We start from the raw sequence: 17,133 nt of genomic DNA, 5'->3' as shown, positions 1-17,133 counted from the left end.
ATGTCGTCGTTGCGAGAAGCCCAGAAGCAGCTGACCCGCGACGTGATCGTCGAACGGGCGCTGGAGCTCTTCACCGAGAAGGGCTACGCCGCGACGACGATCGATGAGATCGCCRCTGCGGCCGGTACCACCCGGGTGACTTTTTACGCCTACTACCCCACGCGCAGCGACCTGATGCGGGACTTCATGGCCCGCGTCAACGCCGTACTGGACCGCGCGGCCGGCCCCGAACGGGGATCGACCGCGGCCGAGCTCGTCGACGTCGTGCGTGCGGGCGAACTGGCGGGCATCCTGGCCTGGCTGGAGTCGCGGGCGGCGCTCTGGCCGGTCTTCCGCCCGTACCTCGACGTGCTCGAGGAGGCAGCCGCCATCGATCGCGAAGTGCGCGCCTTGGTCGAGGGATGGCATGAGGAGGTCATCTCGGACCTCGTGCGCGGAATGGAGCTGGCAGGGCGCTTCCCGGAGGAGACGCACCACATTCGCGGCACCCTTGCCTTCACCTCGCTCGACTACGTGGCCACGCTCTGGACCCGACGGAAGTTTGAACCAAACCGGGAACATGCCCTCGAGGTGCTCGCCGATAACTGGTATCACCTGCTCTGCGACGAGGGCTAAGCCTGCCCTCGCAGACGGACGCCTATGCTTATGGAATGGAAAGTATTGGCGCAGGCGAAGTGCTGGACGAGGCAGTCGACCACCGGGCCCTGGCCGTCGCCGTGATCGACATCTCCGCCGACGTCCGGCGGAAGTCGCACAATGACACCGGCGTCCGGCCGCTGTCCAACGGCGTCCTGGAAATCCTCCGCGTCATCGAAAGCCACCCCGGCATCACCGTCGCGGAAGTCGCTTCCCGTCTGGGCCGGCAGTTCAGCAACGTCAGCGTCCAGCTGCGTGAGCTGGTCGCCGCCGGCCTCGTCACCCGGATCCGCGACGCCGCGGACAAGCGCTACGTCGCCCTCCACCCCACGGCCGAATCCCAGCGGATCAAGGTGCTCCTCGAGGGTGCCTGGGCGGAGGCGCTGGAGTCGGCCAGTTCCCGGCTGCTGCCTGAAGAGCGCGAGCAAATTGCCGCCAGCCTCCCGGCCCTCCAGCGCCTCGCCTCGATACTCTCCGAACCCGAGTAACCCACATCCCCCCTGTCACGGTCATGACGCGTCGTCCTTGATAGTTATACTTTTATAAGTATTACTACTTTGGAGGATGGGACATGGGTATGGCAACGCAGTTGGAAGAGGCAGTCGTCCGGCGGGGGAGCAGGCCAGGGAAACGCTGGTGGGCGCTGGTGTTCCTTGCCCTCGCGCAGTTCATGGTGGTGCTGGACGGCACAATCGTGAATCTGGCGCTTCCTCGCCTCCAGCTCGAGATGGGGATCAGCGATGCGACCCGCTCCTGGGTGGTCACGGCCTACGCGCTGGCCTTCGGCGCCTTCCTGCTGCTCGGCGGACGCATCGCAGACTTCTGGGGCCGCAAGCGGACGTTCCTTGTGGCCGCCGTCGGCTTCGCCGCCGCGTCCCTGGTCGGCGGCATCGCGCAGCAGCCCTGGGAGCTGATCGGCGCCCGAGCGCTGCAGGGCGTGTTCGCTGCGCTGCTGGCCCCGGCAGCCTTGGCGCTCCTGACCGTCGCCTTCCCTGGCGGAAAGGACCGCGGCACGGCGTTCGCGATTTTCGGTTCCATCACCGGCGTCGGCGCGGCCGCCGGTGTCCTGCTGGGCGGGTTTTTGACCGAACACGTGAACTGGCGCTGGTGCTTCTTCGTGAATGTGCCGATTGCCGCTATCGCCCTCTTCGGCGTGTGGTCCCTGGTCAGTGAAAGCAAGGCCCAGGGGTCCACCAAGTACGACTGGCCCGGGGTCATTCTGGCAGCCCTCGGCTTGGGATCCCTTGTCTACGGCTTCACCAACGCCGAGCACGGCTGGGATGCCCCCGAAGCCTGGGTCTTCATTGCCGCCGGCGCAGTTCTCCTGGCACTCTTCGTCCTGGTCGAGACCAAAGTCAGGCATCCGCTCCTGCCGCTGCGCGTGGCCACCGAACGAAACCGCGCGGCCGCCTTCCTGGCGTCGTTCCTTTCCGGCGCTGTCCTCATTGGCGGCATCCTGTTCATCAACTTCTACATCCAGATCGTGCTGGGCTTCGCTCCGTTCCTCGCCGGGCTGGCTTCGCTGCCGATGACCGTTGCGGTAATCATCACGGCAGCGCTCGTCGCGAAGAACCTGCCGAAACTGGGGGCCAAAATCCCGACGGCCGCGGGGCCGGTCTTCATGGCGGCTGCGATGCTGTGGCTCACACAGGTCAGCGCCCAGGGCAGCTACTTCGTCAACATGCTTCCCGCCCTGCTTCTGCTTGGCATCGGGCTGGGCATGGTGTTCGTGCCCATGCAGAACCTCGCCCTGTTCGGCGTGGACAAGGATGACTCCGGTGTGGCCAGTGCGTTGGTCAACGCCTCGCAGCAGATCGGCGGCTCCCTCGGCATCGCCCTGTTCGGCACCATCGCCGCAGCAGCCACGGCCGGTGGCGCGACGCTGTCGGCCCTCTCTGCAGGCTATGCCATGGTGTTCCTCTGGGCCGCAGGCGTCGCGATCCTGATTGCCCCGGTAGCGCTCCTGCTCATCAACATCGACCGCGAGACGTTCACCGGATCAGCTGGCGACACTCCAGTCGTGCACCTGGGCTGAGCCAACCAGGCACGAAAAGCGGAAGGCCCCCTCGCCGAGGGGGCCTTCCGCTTTTACGGCCGTTTAGCCAGCGCTCAAATCCACTTCGGGGCGGCTGGAACCGTCCCGTCGTTCGCTTCAGTGCCGGGCCCGGTGGCGGTGACCCCGCCATTGCCGCGTCCGGCGGCCCATTCGACGACGGCGGCCAGCGGTCCGGAGACCACGGTGGGGGTCGCCGACGCCGTGTCCCCGAAGGTCAGACCGCGGTCGGTGACCGTGACGACGAGTCCTTTGTCGGTGCCGCGGGTCGTCCAGGCGCCGGTGATGTCCGTCAGGAGCCGTTCCAGCACCGGTGCCGGGATGTCGGCGAAGCTCGCGCCGTTGGCGAGGTCGACGGCGTGGATCCAGACTTCGCGGCTGCGCATCCACACCGTTTCCGTGGCGGGCACTTCCCGGCCCTGGATGGTGCGGACTTTGTGGTGCCAGGCGCCCCCCGGCAGGTCGCGCCATTCGACGTTCAGGTGCACGGCGGAGTGGTCGAAGAGGTGCCGGAGCGCGATCGGGCTCAGCGTGGCGCCGAAGTCGATCTCGTGGTCCCGGACCTCCGTAGACGGGTACATCGGGGTCTCCACCCCGGTGGCCGCCCATTCGATGAGCCGGGCGATCGCCCGGGCGTTGTAGCCGATGTGCGCGGTGATGTGGCGGCGGGTCCAGCCCGGCAGCAGCGAGTCGCCGTCGAGTTCCGCGTCGGAGAGCTCGTTGAGCTTGCGGGCGAAGAACGCCGTGCCGCGCCGTGCCTGCAGCAGCGCCGCGAGCAGTTCCGGGTCCGTCGTCTGGTCCTGGCGGGCAACCATCAGGCTTCCTTGATGACGCGGTTCTTCAGCTGGCCCAGTCCCTCGATGGTGGTGACCAGGATCTGGCCTTCCTGCAGGTAGCGCTTCGGGTCCTGGGCGTGGCCCACGCCGCCCGGGGTGCCGGTTGCGATCACGTCGCCCGGGTTCAGCGTGATGATCGTGGAAATGTAGGACACCAGGAACTCCGGGGTGAACACGAGGTCACCGGTCGGGGTGCTCTGCTGGATTTCGCCGTCGACCGCGGAGGTCATCAGCGGCCCGGCGGTGAACTCGTCCTTGGTGACCAGGGCGGGGCCGAACGGGGTGGACTTCTCCCAGGTCTTGCCCTGCAGCCACTGGATGGTGCGGAACTGGTAGTCGCGCATGGACACGTCGTTCAGGACGGCGTAGCCGGCGATGTGGTCCGCGGCGTCGGCTTCGCTGATCCGGCGGCCCTTTTTGCCGATCACGACGGCGAGTTCGGCTTCCCAGTCGACGGCATCGGATTCCTGCGGCAGGGCCAGGTCATCGTTGGGGCCGATGAGGGATTCCTGGTACTTGGCGAACAGGGTGGGGAATTTGGGGACTTCCCGGCCCATTTCCTTGATGTGGTTGCGGTAGTTGTGGCCCACGCAGATGATCTTGCCGGGGGAGGGCACGACGGCGTCCAGGTCGGCGCCCTCGAGAGGGTGCGTGGCGCCGGCCGCCGCCTTAGCGGTTGCTTCCCAGTCCTGGGTGCGGAGCAGTTCTCCGACGTCGGCAAAGCCGTCGATCTCGGTCAGGGTGTCGCCGTCCTGGCGGACAGCCTTATTAACTGTTTTGTCTCCAACAGGGGTGCGGAGGGTGAGAAGTCTCATTACTTGTTGCGTCCTTCGATGTAGGTGCGGTTGAAGTTCAGCCGTTCAAAAATGGGGGCGTCACTGAAGCGGAACAGATCAAACTGGGTTCCGGCCTGCAGCGACCATTCCTGCCAGGACGGGACCACGAAGAGGTCGCCCTTGGCCAGGGTCCGGGTTTCGCCGTTGAGGACCACCGAGCCGGAGCCTTCAAAGACCTGCCAGACGCTGGAGCCCACCTCGCGGACCGCTTCGGTGCTGGCCCCGGCGCGGAGCCGGTGGAATTCGGCGCGGATGGTCGGCATCACGTCCCCACCGGTGGTGGGGTTGGTGTAGCGGACGGCGGCGTGGCCCTGGGACACAGTGGCCGGATGGCCCTCGTCCTCGAGCAGCAGCTGCTCGGACAGGGCACGGTCCGTGTGTTCCCAGCGGTAGGCCGCGATGGGGGAGCTCGTGGTGTCATCCAGGCCCGTCAGCGGGCGCAAGCCCGGGTGCGCCCAGAGCCGCTCGGAGCGGGAGATGTCCGGGGTGGCCTCGTCGGTGACGCGCTCGGTGCCGAATTCGAAGAAGCCGGCGTCAGCGTAGTGCACGAACGGGATGTCCAGGCCGTCGATCCAGGCCATCGGCTCATCGGTGTCGTTGTGGTGCCCGTGGAAGTTCCAGCCCGGCGTCAGCAGGAAGTCGCCGCGGGACATCCGCACCGGGTCCCCGTTCACCACAGTCCAGACCCCTTCGCCCTCGACGACGAAGCGGAAGGCGTTCTGCGAGTGACGGTGTTCGGGCGCCGTTTCGCGGGCGCCGAGGTACTGGATGGCTGCCCACAGCGTGGGTGTGGCGTACGGCGTGCCGGCCAGGCCGGGATTGGCCAGGGCGATGGCCCGGCGCTCCCCGCCCCGGCCCACAGGGACCAGATCGCCGGCACGGGCAGCCAGCGGGTACAGGTCGCTCCACCGCCAGACGTGGGGGACCGCCTTGGGGGTCGGGACCATCGGCATGAGGTCTGCGATCTCGGTCCACAGCGGGATCAGGTTTTCGCGGTCAAAATCCCGGTACAGCTCTTTGAGCTGGGCCGCTTCTTCGGGCGTCGGCTCCGGAGCAGTGTGCCCCGCGGCCACTGATTCGTGAGTCGTGTTCTCGGCGCTGATGGACACGTGGGCCTCCTCGGTAGGGCAGAACAGTTCGTTGGCGTAGTTCGACTCTACGGATGCCGGTGTGTGACCCCCAACATATTCTGCTGGTCAGAATTCCCGGAACCGGGCGGCCGCGGTGCTCAGTCCGGCTCGGCCGGGTTGGCCGCGATGTCGATCTCCAGCTGCCGGCAGGTTTCCCGCAGGGCGGGAACCAGCCCGGCGTCAAACACGCGGCGGAAGCGGGTCGCGGGGGTGGCGACGCTGAGTGCGCCGACCACGTGCCCGTGCCGGTTGTGCAGGGCCATCCCGAGCGCGCTCACGCCCTCTTCCGTGCCTTCGAAATTGGCCGCGAATCCGTTACTGCGGACGGATTCAAGCTCACGCAGGAACGCCGGGTACTCCGCGGCCGCAATGGTGTCCCCGCCAATCTCGGCATTGTTGCTGCGAAAGAGCTGATCGATCATCGGCGGTTCCAGTTCGGCGAGCATGGCCTTGCCTCCGGACGTTTTGTTGGCGGCCATCACCGTCCCCTGCCGGTCACCAACCCGCAGCACATTGCTCCCTTCCACCGTCGCCAGGAAGCGCACTTTCGTCCCCACCCGCACCATGAGGTTCACCGTCTCGTTGAGCCGTGCAGAGAGAAGCTCCATGTGCGGCTGGGCCAGGGATCGGAGCAGCCGGGTCCAGCTCAGGCCGGCCGGCCCGACGCCCATTGCCGGGCCGGGGACATAGCGGCGCGTTTCATCCTGCACGGCGAATCCCCGGTAGACCAACATCGCCAGCAGGCGGTGGGCGGTGGACGGCGCCACGCCCAGCTCCTCGGCGGCGTCCTTGAGCCGGAGTGCTCCGCCGTCGCGGAGCAGCTGGAGGAGCTGCAGCGCGTTGTCCACCGCCTCGATGGAATAGGTGGGCCGTTTCTGGACGGGCTTGCGGGCCGCTCTGCCGGATGGGTTGTTCTGCACATCAGAATTGTATTGTGGTTCACCTGCGGCGGCTAGGACAGTGAGTGGCATGAATCACACACAATCTGTTGCAGTGCCGCAACGGTCTTCGCCGGGGGCCCCTGCTCCCTCAACCGTTGGTGGGCCCGCATCACGGTTCTCCAAAGGCTCGGCAGCCGCCGTCCTGGTCTGCTGGCTGTTGGTGGTCTTCGATGGCTACGACCTGATCGTCTACGGCACGGTCCAGTCCTCCCTGATCTCCGAGACCGGATGGGGGCTGACCAAGGCCACCGCCGGGACCATTGGTTCCATGGCTTTCGTCGGCATGATGATCGGGGCGATCTTCGCCGGCCGGATGGCCGACTCGTGGGGCCGCCGCCGCACCATCCTGGGTTGCGCCATCGTCTTTTCGATTTTCACCATCCTCTGCGCCTTCGCCCCCAATGCGGCCGCCTTCGGGGGGCTGCGGCTCTTGGCGGGCATCGGGCTCGGTGGCCTGGTGCCCTCGGCGAACGCCCTCGTTGCCGAACTGGTCCCCACTAAGTGGCGGTCCACCATCGCCACCCTGATGATGTCCGGCGTCCCGATCGGCGGGTCCATCGCCGCCCTCGTCGGCATCCAGCTGATCCCTGCCTTCGGCTGGGAGTCCATGTTCCTCGTGGCCGCGCTCGCACTGATGATCGTGGTGCCTCTCGGACTGAAATACCTGCCCGAGACGCTGGCCCCGGTCAGTGCCGCGGACAGGGGAACTCGCAACCTCAAAGAACTGATCGGCTTCAAGTCCCTGCTCCGCGCCCCTTACCTGGGGGTGAGCCTGCTGTTCGCCCTCGCGACGATCGCTACCCTGTTCGCCTGGTACGGGCTGGGAACCTGGCTGCCCAACCTCATGCAGCTGGCCGGCTACAACCTGGGCTCCGCCCTGACCTTCGCCCTGGCCCTCAACCTGGGTGCGGTGGCCGGCTCGGTGATCACGGCCTGGGCCGGGACCCGCTTCGGTCCGATTCCGACGGCGATCGCCGCGGCCGCCGTCGCCGCCGGCGCTCTCGTGGTCCTGGTTGCGGGACCGCCGGTCACCGTCGTGTACCTCATGCTGGTCCTCGCCGGCGTCGGCACCCACGGCACGCAGTGCCTCATCATCGCCGCCGTCGCGAGCCACTATCCCGGGCACCTGCGCGGGACCGCGCTGGGCTGGGCACTGGGGACCGGCCGCATCGGCGCCGTCGCCGCACCCCAGATCGGTGGCCTCCTGCTGGCTGCCGGACTGGGCGTCAATTCCAATTTCCTGGCCTTCGCCGGTGCAGCCGCGATAGCAGCGGTCCTGCTGGCCGCCGTCGGGCTCAAACTCAAATCAAAACTCTCAACCTCCCCTTCACTAACAGGAGCAAGCAATGTCTGAGCACGTCCCGTCCACCAGTTTCCTGTCCACCGACGGCCGGTCCACCGATGTCCTCGTCATCGGAGGGGGAATGGCCGGATTGGCCGGAGCCCTCGCGCTGCGGGAAAGCGGCGCCGACGTCACCCTCGTGGAGCGGGCGCCCGAATTCGGCGAGGTCGGCGCTGGGCTGCAGATGGCGCCCAACGCCTCCCGCGTCCTGAAACGCTGGGGCCTGCTGGACAAGGCCTTGGAGATTGGCGTCCAGCCCAAGCACCTGGTCTTCCGCGACGCCGTCACCGGCGAGGAGCTCACGCGCCAGAGCCTCGGCGGGGAATTCGAGGAACGCTACGGTGCGCCCTACGTGGTGATCCACCGCAGCGACCTGCACCGGGTCCTGCTCGAGGGCTGCGAAGCGGCGGGCGTGAAACTGGTCAACGATGTCATGGTCGAGAGCGTGGAGACCGTGAACGGCAGGGGAGTGGCCCACACGGCCGCCGGCGTGGACTACGAGGCCGACGTCGTCATCGGCGCCGACGGGCTCAAGTCCACCCTGCGCCCGCTCGTTGCCGGCGACGAGCCGGTCCCCTCGGCCTACGTCGCCTACCGCGGCACCGTGCCCATTACCGAACACACACCCAAGGCGGACCTCGAGGACGTCATTGTCTACCTCGGACCGGACTGCCACCTCGTGCAGTACCCGCTGCGCAAGGGCGAGCTGCTGAACACCGTGGCCGTTTTCAAGTCCGCCTCCTTTGAGCGCGGCGAGGAGCAGTACGGGGGAGTCGACGAGCTCGAGGCCGCGTACAAGGACTGCGTCCCCGCCGTCCAGGCTGCGCTGAAAAACCTGGGCACCAGCATGCGCTGGCCCATGTACGACCGCGATCCGATCGAAAACTGGGTGGCCGGCCGGATGGTGCTGATGGGCGATGCCGCGCACCCGATGCTGCAGTACCTGGCCCAGGGCGCCTGCCAGGCGCTCGAGGACGCGGCAGTGCTGCAGGACGTCACCACCGGCACCGTGTTCACCGCCGACGGCGTCCACCCCGAAGCCTGGGACGGCGCGATCAAGGAATTCAACAACCTCCGCGCCGGCCGCACCGCCAGGGTCCAGCGCACCGCCCGCGTCTGGGGCGAATCCTGGCACGTCTCCGGGCTGGCCCGGACGCTGCGCAACCTGCTCTTCAAGAGCCGGATGGACAACGATTTCCGGTACAACGACTGGCTGTACGGCCAGGGCGGCGACGGCGTGCCGGCGGCCCGCGCGGCACACTCCGGCATGGCGGACAAGATTTCCGCCTAATCCGGGCTCAGGGCCGGGCGCCGTCCTTGGGTGACCCGTTACGAGCTCCGGGCCGGCTTCTTCAAGGAGCCGGCCCGGAGCTTCTTCCGTCATGATCCAGTACGGACTTTCCGCCGATTCCTGGATGTTGTCGACGCACGGTGTTCGTCAACGGCAAGAATTCTCGGTCCCCTAGGCTGTGCTACGTCCGCGGCCCCGCCGGAATCATCATCGGGCTGGTCGAGGAGCTCCGCTGACGTCATGTCACTGCTTCAGGCCGACGCTGTTTCGCGGAGGTATTGGCGGAGCCCGGGGATTGCGAAGTCCACCCTGCCGTAGCCGGCTGACTCGATCAGTCCCGCGGCGATGAGTCTCTTTCGGTACTTGGACACCACGTTGGGCTTGGCTGTCATGATGTTTCCGATCAGGCCCGCTGCCGATGGTCCATCCTGAAGGGCCATGGCGTCGAGGAACTCGCGGTCCTTGTCCGAGATATCCGACAGTGCTGACTCGACGACTACTAATGTGTTTCGTCTTTGGGCGGCGGTGATGGCGCTGTGCACGCTGCTCTCATCCAGGTTCCAGTTGGCCTTTCCCGCCTCCAGCCAGAGGTAGTAGCCCACAAGCTGAATAAGGAAGGGGTAGCCCTCGGTAGCCTCCGCGGCTTCACTGACGAGGCCGGGGGAGACGACTATTCCTCCCTCACTGAAGAGCTCGCTGTAGGATGCGGTGACTTCGGCGATGGCTGCCTCATGGAGATTGATCCTGTCGGCGCGTCGCAGGAAGGTCGCCACTCCTTCATTGAGGAGGTCGGAGACGGCGGATGGCAGGCCGGCGAAGATGAGGCCGATGGGCAGTCCGTCGCGGATGAAATGCTGCACTTCAGCGGCCAGTTGGGATATTTCTGTGCGGTCGACCGCATGTATCTCGTCGATGGTGATAACGAGTCCTGTACCTTTTGCGTCCAACAGCCGCAGAAGGTCGTTCCCGGTCCGTCGCCAGTCGGCACTCCGTTCCTGGGGGAGTTGCGTTGTTAGTCCGAACCCTGCCGCCGAGAATGCTGTGATTTTCCGTGTTGGGGGCCCGTCTCCGAGCTCCTCGACAAGCCGAAGCATGTCGTCGCCGATTCCGGCGAGGAAACCGGGGTTTGCTGTTCGGGAGATAACCGCCCAGCCGTGAGTCCCCGCGATCCGTTCCGCGGCGCTCAGCATGACTGTCTTGCCGATGCCTCTGGATCCGGTGATGATGGTCAAAAGCCCGGGCGCTCCCGAGCCTTGCTGCAGGCCGTACTCGAATTCATCCAAGAGCCCGGCCCGCCCAATCAAGTCCGGCGGTGTGGCTCCTGCGGTGGGCTTGAACGGGTTCCGCACCGGGACCTCCAGGGTGAAAGTAGGTGAAAGTGGTGAAAGTGGTGAAACTGATATCACACTATCAGGCGCCACATCCCGCAAAGTCTCAGGAGCTCCTGCAGGGCGAATATGCAGCGTCGGGCCATCCCTGTACGAAAAACAACAAGTCGACCATGCGTCCTATGCAGTCTCGGTTCTGACCACCTGAGACTGCAGCAGTCAGGCTGCGGCCAGGCAAGCTGACAGATACGACGTTCGGTTCGCCCAGCGCTTTGTGTCCACAGTCTGGGTACTGGCCCGCGGCCGGACCTATCCACTGTGGACGACCCAGACACCTTCGCTGGCTAACCAGATGACCCCCACTTTCCGACCCTCCTTTAAGTGCCGATAATCAACATTATGTCAAGTTGAATCAATCCAAGTGCAGAATCTGCAGATTAGAACCCGGTGATACGCACTCCCCGGTTTCGACTGACTGGACGCCGAAGTCCTCGCCGTTACAGGGATCCGGGCCCGTCCGGCGCCGCGCCGGGCAACAGCCCGGGCGTGTAAAGGTCAACTGGTTCGAGGTACCGTGCAGCTAGAACTGGACCGTCGATGATGCCGACGAGTTCTTCGCCCAGAGCGCTCGATCCTGAATCTGGCGTTTGCCACCATCTGCGTCTACCAGACCCATCTGAAGGTGTTCTGAGACCTCCTGACCGATCCGGTCTATGAATGGGACCGGGTCCGCCACCAGGGGTTCGGCCGCTCCCCCGTCCAGACCATCACCGACTTCAACCGGGCCCGGCACGCCCAGAGCAACGAAACCCGGGGAAGAGTTCGACGAATATGATTCTCCCCCGGGGGCGGCTTATCTGCCCCTGCCTATTTGGTCTTCGGGGTCTTCTGGGTCCAGGGGAAGACCCGCCGCGATACGCCGCCGGTCCTCCGCGGCCGATGTCCGGACGCGCTTCAACCGGAGCCCTCCCCGAACCAGGAAAAAGCCGGCCACAAGCATAACGAAGGCCACCATAGCTGCTGCCCAGTAGATGCTCGGATCATTAGCTTTGGGTTGGAACACGACGGCCAAGATGATGGCTACCAGCATCGTGAGATTGGCGATTTTCAAGGGCCCGAGCATGGAGTAGACGGACTGCCACGTCGCCTTGCTGGACCTAGCCTTGCCGGTGCCCTCAACGTCCATGCGGAATTTTCCCCCAGTGTTTCTCACCGTGAGCGTACCTGTCGCTGCTAGGCAGGGGAAGGCATGAAACAGCCCGCATGGGATTCCCATGACCTCTCGCCGCTAACATCCGACTGATCTAGCCACCCAACTCCGACGAACTGGACTCAGAACAGTAGGTCACTTTCCCGCTTGTAGTCTGCATCTCATCAGATGCATCAGGCAGCCCCCTCTCCCCCGACCATTCGGACCACGCAGCCAATGCGTCTTAGTGCATCGCCTTTAGGCCAGGGATATTCCGCTGATCGGTGTTCCGGGGGGAAGACTTCGGACCTGATCGTGAATCTGGCCTGCAATGTTCAGGGTCACGACAAATTCGCCTAACTCGACGTTGCTAAGTTCGGTTGGACCTCCGAGAACTGGTGGTATGCGAAAACCGTAGATTTCGGCCTCGCCCGGTTGGAGGCCCGCGTTCTCTGCCTGGTCGGCCAAACCGACCATGAGGTACTCGGCTTGCCCCTCGCGAGAGTTCAGTACCGCGATCAGGTCACCCTCGCTCGACCACAGCCGAGTAAGTTCACAGGCGATGACGTCGAGGAACCAGAATCCGCTCTCCGTCTGCAAGAACACGTCTCCGAACGGCGAAGTGAAAAGCGGACGCTTGTCGGCAAGATCGAGGAACGTCCAGGACTCGAGAGCCTCGGCATAGAGAGCCGGCGGGAATCGACGAAGATGTTGCATAACGTGACATTAGCGGAGATACTCGCGGCCCACGTGCGAAATTCCCAGAAGTTGGGCGCTATTCCATATCAAATACGCCCGAACTTGATCGCAGAGATGCCAGTAGGCGGTATGTAAGGACGAACCAGGGTTCATGGCAAGAAAATGGCCACCGCGTCAGCCTCCGTTTCGGGCGTCTGGGCCGCCTCGGGAAACGCCATGTCAATTTCTTGTCCCTTGACTGGGGTATGGGCGTGAATCTTGCCCGTCAAATTCATCAGCAGAAGCCAAAGACAACCTAGGTTTGGGAGCCTATGCTCGGGTTCAGCGTTCATTCTCAAGGGGGAACAATGGATCGCGCCTGGCGCCTTCGAATAGGAATTTCGGTTCTGGCGGCATTGCTCATGACATCATGCGCAGCCACCCCATCAGGGGTGCCGGGATCAGCAGCCTCCACGCCCACCACTTCCGGAATCGCAGCAACATCACCGGGGGCCCTGACCAGCTCCGTGGGTAACAGCCCCGTCCCGGCCACCTCAGGCCCGCCGCAGGAAACGTGCGCAGCTTTCCTGCCCACCGCGCCTTGCTCCACCTACAGCAGCGTCGCCGCAACATCAAACGGTATGGCTCTACCCTGGGCAGCGGCCGGGACCATCAAGGTTCGACTGGGCTCCGTCGAAGGTACCCTGCAGCTGGCCATGAAAACGGACTGCTCCCCCATCAGCGGGCCAGTCACAATTACTGGAAACACCCTTACCATCGGAAAAATCGCCACTGGCGCCAGCGGCTGCATCGGCACTTCCGGTGAACATCAAGCTTGGATTCATGAATTATTGAAACGTCCCATTTCAATGACCTATACGCAGGACACTTTGACCTGGACGAGCGGGATAAATACGCTCAGCTTCCAAGCTGAGTAACCACTGTTTTGAGATCATTACGGACGTCCCGGGGCGGTCCGCTTCCCTGCACGCCCCCGACGGCGACAAATGAGCTGCCGGATAGGCGCCGAATCCACGGGAGGGTCCCTGCACGGCTACCATTGGGCTGCCGGATTCACGACCGGGCGAACTCCCCTAGATCGCTCCCGGTCCTGTCAGCCCAGCTCCCCCACCACCCGTTCTCAGGTCTCCGTATTGATTGATCAAATGTCCTTCGCATAGAAATCGCGGAGAATAGCCGCGACGATCGGCCGCAGCTGCTTCGGATTGACAGCGCCCCCCAGCCATTCTCGGGCAGGTCCAGCCAGGAAGCTGAGGGCTCGGATTCCTGCACGTCACTCCACATGGGCTGCTCCTTGCCTCTCCGAATGGGTCACGTCTCCGCACGGCTGCGGCGGGGCAGAACATCCGGTTCCGGGACCCGCGTCAGGGCGGCTTCCCGTGGAAGCTTGAGCCCGTCGTTGCAATCCGTACCTTGACCTTCGTCTGCGTCTCAGGGCGTGCGGTGGGCCGGGGCGAACTGCGCCGCGCGGTTGGTTTCTTCGGCGCGGATGAGGTGCACGAGCGCGTTGATGAGGGCCAGGTGGGTGAACGCCTGTGGGAAGTTGCCGAGGTGACGGCCGCTCACCGGATCCAGCTCCTCAGCGTAGAGGCCCAAGGGGCTGGCAAGGGACAGCAGACGTTCGCACAGTGCCTTGGCGCGAACCACCTCCCCGATCTCGACAAGGGCCGAGACGAGCCAGAACGAGCAGGTCGTGAAGGTCCCTTCGTCGCCGGTGAGACCGTCGTCGGTCTGCTCGGGACGGTAGCGCAGGACGAGTCCGTCCCGGGTGAGTTCATCGGCGATGGCCACGACCGTGGCGCGCACGCGAGGATCGTTGACGGGCAAGAATCGGACAAGCGGAACAAGGAGAAGCGAGGCATCGAGGTTCGTTGTGCCGTAGGACTGGACGAACACGCCTCGGTCGTCGACACCATTGCGGCAGATGTCCTCATGAATCTCCGTGGCGATGGCGTCCCACTTTCGGGCGTAATCAGCCTGACCGTGCAGGCGCGCCAGCCGGGCACCACGATCCAGTGCGACCCAGCACATGAGCTTTGAGGAGGTGAAGTGCTTCGGTTCGCCACGGACCTCCCAGATCCCGTGGTCGGGGTCCCGCCAGTGGGCGGCGGCTTGCTCGACCTGGCGGAGCAGGACGGGCCAGAGCGGCTCGGGAAGCTGGTCACGGGATTTGGCGTGGAGGTAGACGGAGTCCAGCATCATGCCCCAGACGTCGAGCTGGCGCTGGTGGGCGGCAGCGTTGCCGATCCGGACGGGGCGGGCGCCGTCGTAGCCGCCGAGTCCCTCGACAGTAACCTCGGGAAGGTCCCTTTCGCCGTCGATGCCGTACATGATCTGCAGGTCGTCCTCGGCGGCGACGTCGCGGATGAAAGCGAAGAAGTCGTCGGCTTCCCGGTCCAGGCCGAGGGTGTAGAGGGCCCAGAGCGCGAACGTGGAATCGCGCACCCATGTGTACCGGTAGTCCCAGTTCCGCTCTCCCCCGGGTGTCTCGGGCAGCGAGGTGGTGGGCGCCGCGACCAGAGCTCCAGTCGGCGCGTAGGTGAGGCCCTTCAACGTCAGCGCGCTGCGCTGCAGCTGCTCCCGCCACGGGTGGTCCGGGAACTCGCCCCCGGTGATCCATTGCCTCCAGAATTCAGTGGTCTGCCACTGCTTGCGTGTGGCTTCTTCCCACGTCCGCGGCGGGGGCAGCGACCCCCAGGAGAGCGCGATAAAGGCCTGCTCGCCCTCGGTCATCCGGCTGCGAATGACCGCGATGGAGTCCTCGATGCCCAGCCGGCGGTCGGTAGTCAGATGCAGCACCGGATCCCCCTCATCGCCGCTGACGGTCACGGCCTCTCCGTATGCGGGGCTGGAGAACTCCCACCGTGCCCGGCGCTGGCCGTAGCCGAAGACCGGCTCGCACAGCACGGACAGCTCAACCGCACCGTTGACGCACCGGACGGTGCGCAGCAGGCAATGCTCGGCCTCGTAGTTCGTCGGCGGGCGGCGGTACCGGCCGGCCCTCTCGTCGGTGTGGTGCCACGGACCCATCACCAGGGCATCCCTCACGATCAGCCAGCCCGTCCTGGTCTGCCAGGTGGTCTCCAAGATCAAGCTGCCGGGGAGATAGCGGCGCGCAGTGGGCTCCCGGACGCCGTAGGGTGCCACCTTGAAGCCACCCGCGGCGCGGTCGAGGATAGTGGAGAACACACTCGGTGAGTCGTGACGCGGCACGCACATCCACTCGACCTGCCCGCTCGATGCAATCAAGCAGTTGGCCTCACAGTCAGACAAAAACCCATAGTCGGCGATCGGCGGATACGGGCTCGTGCCGGCCCCGGGCCGCCGCCTCCCCTCCGCCCCTGACCGGGCGTCGATGCTCACCACCCCAGTATGTTCCCCTCGGAGTGGAAACGGGACCCCGGCTACCTGGACGGCTTCCTCCCCAACGGTCAGTGCCTCATCAACGGTCAGTGCCTCATCAACGGTCAGTGCTTCATCGCAGAGGACGACGGCGATGCGGCGGCGAAGATCTCGTACGGCCGCCGGCCAAAGAGGCGCTGGACCTGAATTCCCTACATGGTCGATGGCCTCCTCGACCCGGGACAACGTTGACCCGCTCTGCCAACCCTTGGGATTGTTCAATCGGGGCGCTGACGGATTTCGACGATGATTGTGCTGAGAATCCCCGTCGGCTCAGCAATTCCGATGGATCGACTAGATGAACAACGAAGGATTGATCTCATGTCACAGGTACGGCGTTTCGATCATGTTGGTATCACCGTTGCCGATCTCAAAGAGGTGACGGCGTTCTTCGTCGGGCTGGGCCTCAAGGTCGAGGGCGCGCCGATGTTCGTCGAGGGCAAGTTCCTCGACACGGTGATCGGCATCCCCGACTCCCGTACGGAGATCGTCATGCTCCGGCCGCCCGACGGAGGTACCCGGCTGGAGCTTTCGAGCTTTGTCCGGCCCGACCACCAGCCTGGATCGCCCGCGGCGATGGCAAATGAGTTGGGGCTGCGCAACGTCGCCTTCGAGGTCGACGACCTCCAGGCGGTCGTCGACCGGCTGGCCGCGGACGGCTACGGGCTGGTCGGCGACATCGGCCAGTACGAGCACATCTGGCGCATGGCCTATGTGCGCGGTCCGGAGGGGATTATCGTGTCCTTGGCCGAGCGGATCGGCTGATTCGCCAACTCCAAACCCGCTAGCACGCCTGCGCCTTGATATGTCAGGGCCCCGCCGAGTGCTGGCATGATGGGCGCATGAGCAGAGTCACATGCGATCTGACTATTTCCCTCGACGGATTCGTTGCGGGCCCAAACCAAAGCATGACGGAACCTTTGGGCCGGGGCGGAGAACTCCTCCACAGGTGGATGTTCGAAGAAGCCGAGTCCAACGCTGCGGAGCACGAAGGCATCCTCGCCGCTGGCGCCTACATCATGGGCCGGAACATGTACGCCGGTCCCGGGGCATGGGATGAGCAGTGGCGGGGATGGTGGGGTGAGGACCCGCCCTATCACGCACCTGTGTTCGTTCTCACCCATCACCCCCGCGAGCCCTTGGAGATGGAGGGCGGCACAACGTTCAACTTCGTGGCCGATGGGATCGAATCGGCGTTGGCCCAGGCGCGGAAGGCCGCTGGCAGCAAGGACGTGGCCATAGCCGGAGGAGCGCAGACCGCCGGACAATTCCTTTCGGCGGGGCTGATCGACGAGCTGCGGCTCCACATTGCGCCCATAGTTTTGGGAGCGGGCGAGCGGTTGCTGGACGGCGTGACGGACCTCAAGCTTGAGCCGACGGACGTGAGCGGTTCCCGCCTCGTCACCCACGTGCGCTATCGGGTAATCCGCTGACAGGCTGACCCTTGGTT

Annotated in this window: 17 protein-coding genes; 9 read left to right on the top strand and 8 right to left on the bottom strand. The window is 65.1% G+C overall.

The window, feature by feature from the left end; genetic code table 11:
• The 3 genes from AC1D1A_RS16225 (at nucleotide 1) to AC1D1A_RS16215 (ending at nucleotide 2,671) form a co-directional block, all read left to right on the top strand.
• Complete coding sequence (locus tag AC1D1A_RS16225; RefSeq protein ID WP_476948165.1) at nucleotides 1–615, top strand: TetR/AcrR family transcriptional regulator; 615 nt, start codon at nucleotides 1–3, stop codon at nucleotides 613–615.
• A gap of 35 nt (nucleotides 616–650) precedes the next feature.
• The gene (locus tag AC1D1A_RS16220) at nucleotides 651–1,124 is read left to right on the top strand and encodes a MarR family winged helix-turn-helix transcriptional regulator (RefSeq protein ID WP_476930992.1); all 474 of its coding nucleotides are present in this window, start codon (nucleotides 651–653) and stop codon (nucleotides 1,122–1,124) included.
• An 83-nt stretch (nucleotides 1,125–1,207) separates the two neighbouring features.
• On the top strand, nucleotides 1,208–2,671 hold the full coding sequence (locus AC1D1A_RS16215) for an MFS transporter (protein ID WP_476948164.1): 1,464 nt from the start codon (nucleotides 1,208–1,210) through the stop codon (nucleotides 2,669–2,671).
• Nucleotides 2,672–2,745: 74 nt separating this feature from the next.
• On the opposite strand, the gene AC1D1A_RS16210 is transcribed toward AC1D1A_RS16215, so the two are convergent.
• The 4 genes from AC1D1A_RS16210 to AC1D1A_RS16195 form a co-directional block, all read right to left on the bottom strand.
• The gene (locus AC1D1A_RS16210; RefSeq protein WP_476948163.1) at nucleotides 2,746–3,504 is read right to left on the bottom strand and encodes a maleylpyruvate isomerase family mycothiol-dependent enzyme; all 759 of its coding nucleotides are present in this window, start codon (nucleotides 3,502–3,504) and stop codon (nucleotides 2,746–2,748) included.
• Nucleotides 3,504–4,340 (bottom strand): fumarylacetoacetate hydrolase family protein, encoded by an 837-nt coding sequence (locus AC1D1A_RS16205; RefSeq protein WP_476948162.1) that lies wholly within the window; start codon nucleotides 4,338–4,340, stop codon nucleotides 3,504–3,506. The genes AC1D1A_RS16210 and AC1D1A_RS16205 overlap by 1 nt, the downstream gene beginning before the upstream one ends.
• Nucleotides 4,340–5,470 (bottom strand): cupin domain-containing protein, encoded by a 1,131-nt coding sequence (locus AC1D1A_RS16200; RefSeq protein WP_476948161.1) that lies wholly within the window; start codon nucleotides 5,468–5,470, stop codon nucleotides 4,340–4,342. Before AC1D1A_RS16200 ends, AC1D1A_RS16205 begins: the two co-directional genes overlap by 1 nt.
• Nucleotides 5,471–5,589: 119 nt before the next feature.
• Nucleotides 5,590–6,411, bottom strand: a complete 822-nt coding sequence (locus AC1D1A_RS16195; protein WP_476855849.1) for an IclR family transcriptional regulator — start codon at nucleotides 6,409–6,411, stop codon at nucleotides 5,590–5,592.
• A gap of 49 nt (nucleotides 6,412–6,460) precedes the next feature.
• Between AC1D1A_RS16195 and AC1D1A_RS16190 the strand changes: the two genes are divergently transcribed.
• Together AC1D1A_RS16190 and AC1D1A_RS16185 are read left to right on the top strand one after the other, a co-directional pair.
• Complete coding sequence (locus AC1D1A_RS16190; protein ID WP_476948160.1) at nucleotides 6,461–7,786, top strand: MFS transporter; 1,326 nt, start codon at nucleotides 6,461–6,463, stop codon at nucleotides 7,784–7,786.
• Nucleotides 7,779–9,065, top strand: a complete 1,287-nt coding sequence (locus AC1D1A_RS16185) for an FAD-dependent oxidoreductase (RefSeq protein WP_476948159.1) — start codon at nucleotides 7,779–7,781, stop codon at nucleotides 9,063–9,065. The genes AC1D1A_RS16190 and AC1D1A_RS16185 overlap by 8 nt, the downstream gene beginning before the upstream one ends.
• Nucleotides 9,066–9,316: 251 nt before the next feature.
• Here the strand turns inward: AC1D1A_RS16185 and AC1D1A_RS16180 are convergent, their stop codons facing one another.
• From AC1D1A_RS16180 to AC1D1A_RS16170, 3 genes are all read right to left on the bottom strand, one after another.
• Nucleotides 9,317–10,414, bottom strand: coding sequence for an AAA family ATPase (locus tag AC1D1A_RS16180; RefSeq protein WP_476948184.1), 1,098 nt, complete (start codon nucleotides 10,412–10,414; stop codon nucleotides 9,317–9,319).
• A gap of 832 nt (nucleotides 10,415–11,246) precedes the next feature.
• Nucleotides 11,247–11,579, bottom strand: coding sequence for a hypothetical protein (locus tag AC1D1A_RS16175; RefSeq protein ID WP_476948158.1), 333 nt, complete (start codon nucleotides 11,577–11,579; stop codon nucleotides 11,247–11,249).
• 261 nt (nucleotides 11,580–11,840) lie between these two features.
• On the bottom strand, nucleotides 11,841–12,299 hold the full coding sequence (locus tag AC1D1A_RS16170; RefSeq protein ID WP_476948157.1) for a T6SS immunity protein Tdi1 domain-containing protein: 459 nt from the start codon (nucleotides 12,297–12,299) through the stop codon (nucleotides 11,841–11,843).
• A gap of 329 nt (nucleotides 12,300–12,628) precedes the next feature.
• Between AC1D1A_RS16170 and AC1D1A_RS16165 the strand changes: the two genes are divergently transcribed.
• Nucleotides 12,629–13,198 carry an META domain-containing protein gene (locus tag AC1D1A_RS16165; RefSeq protein WP_476948156.1) on the top strand — a complete coding sequence of 190 codons (570 nt, stop codon included), beginning with the start codon at nucleotides 12,629–12,631 and terminating at the stop codon, nucleotides 13,196–13,198.
• 514 nt (nucleotides 13,199–13,712) lie between these two features.
• Here the strand turns inward: AC1D1A_RS16165 and AC1D1A_RS16160 are convergent.
• A complete protein-coding gene (locus AC1D1A_RS16160) occupies nucleotides 13,713–15,644 on the bottom strand; it encodes a glycoside hydrolase family 15 protein (RefSeq protein ID WP_476855842.1) in 1,932 nt (643 codons plus the stop codon).
• Between the two features lie 9 nt (nucleotides 15,645–15,653).
• Between AC1D1A_RS16160 and AC1D1A_RS16155 the strand changes: the two genes are divergently transcribed.
• The 3 genes from AC1D1A_RS16155 to AC1D1A_RS16145 all read left to right on the top strand — a co-directional run bounded on the left by AC1D1A_RS16155 (nucleotide 15,654) and on the right by AC1D1A_RS16145 (nucleotide 17,116).
• Complete coding sequence (locus AC1D1A_RS16155) at nucleotides 15,654–15,830, top strand: hypothetical protein (protein ID WP_476930979.1); 177 nt, start codon at nucleotides 15,654–15,656, stop codon at nucleotides 15,828–15,830.
• Between the two features lie 174 nt (nucleotides 15,831–16,004).
• Nucleotides 16,005–16,448 carry a VOC family protein gene (locus AC1D1A_RS16150; protein ID WP_476948155.1) on the top strand — a complete coding sequence of 148 codons (444 nt, stop codon included), beginning with the start codon at nucleotides 16,005–16,007 and terminating at the stop codon, nucleotides 16,446–16,448.
• Nucleotides 16,449–16,525: 77 nt separating this feature from the next.
• On the top strand, nucleotides 16,526–17,116 hold the full coding sequence (locus tag AC1D1A_RS16145) for a dihydrofolate reductase family protein (RefSeq protein ID WP_476948154.1): 591 nt from the start codon (nucleotides 16,526–16,528) through the stop codon (nucleotides 17,114–17,116).
• Nucleotides 17,117–17,133: the final 17 nt, after the last annotated feature.

Source organism: Arthrobacter sp. P1_B9 (assembly GCF_056406495.1).
This window is presented reverse-complemented; position numbering and strand designations above follow the sequence as displayed.

What these genes read in the sequence shown, in the direction of transcription:
- AC1D1A_RS16220 (WP_476930992.1), top strand. Translation starts at nt 651, where the DNA reads ATGGAAAGTATTGGCGCAGGCGAAGTGCTGGACGAGGCAGTCGACCAC.
- AC1D1A_RS16215 (WP_476948164.1), top strand. Translation starts at nt 1,208, where the DNA reads ATGGGTATGGCAACGCAGTTGGAAGAGGCAGTCGTCCGGCGGGGGAGC.
- AC1D1A_RS16210 (WP_476948163.1), bottom strand. Translation starts at nt 3,504, where the DNA reads ATGGTTGCCCGCCAGGACCAGACGACGGACCCGGAACTGCTCGCGGCG.
- AC1D1A_RS16205 (WP_476948162.1), bottom strand. Translation starts at nt 4,340, where the DNA reads ATGAGACTTCTCACCCTCCGCACCCCTGTTGGAGACAAAACAGTTAAT.
- AC1D1A_RS16190 (WP_476948160.1), top strand. Translation starts at nt 6,461, where the DNA reads ATGAATCACACACAATCTGTTGCAGTGCCGCAACGGTCTTCGCCGGGG.
- AC1D1A_RS16185 (WP_476948159.1), top strand. Translation starts at nt 7,779, where the DNA reads ATGTCTGAGCACGTCCCGTCCACCAGTTTCCTGTCCACCGACGGCCGG.
- AC1D1A_RS16175 (WP_476948158.1), bottom strand. Translation starts at nt 11,579, where the DNA reads ATGGACGTTGAGGGCACCGGCAAGGCTAGGTCCAGCAAGGCGACGTGG.
- AC1D1A_RS16170 (WP_476948157.1), bottom strand. Translation starts at nt 12,299, where the DNA reads ATGCAACATCTTCGTCGATTCCCGCCGGCTCTCTATGCCGAGGCTCTC.
- AC1D1A_RS16165 (WP_476948156.1), top strand. Translation starts at nt 12,629, where the DNA reads ATGGATCGCGCCTGGCGCCTTCGAATAGGAATTTCGGTTCTGGCGGCA.
- AC1D1A_RS16155 (WP_476930979.1), top strand. Translation starts at nt 15,654, where the DNA reads ATGTTCCCCTCGGAGTGGAAACGGGACCCCGGCTACCTGGACGGCTTC.
- AC1D1A_RS16150 (WP_476948155.1), top strand. Translation starts at nt 16,005, where the DNA reads ATGTCACAGGTACGGCGTTTCGATCATGTTGGTATCACCGTTGCCGAT.
- AC1D1A_RS16145 (WP_476948154.1), top strand. Translation starts at nt 16,526, where the DNA reads ATGAGCAGAGTCACATGCGATCTGACTATTTCCCTCGACGGATTCGTT.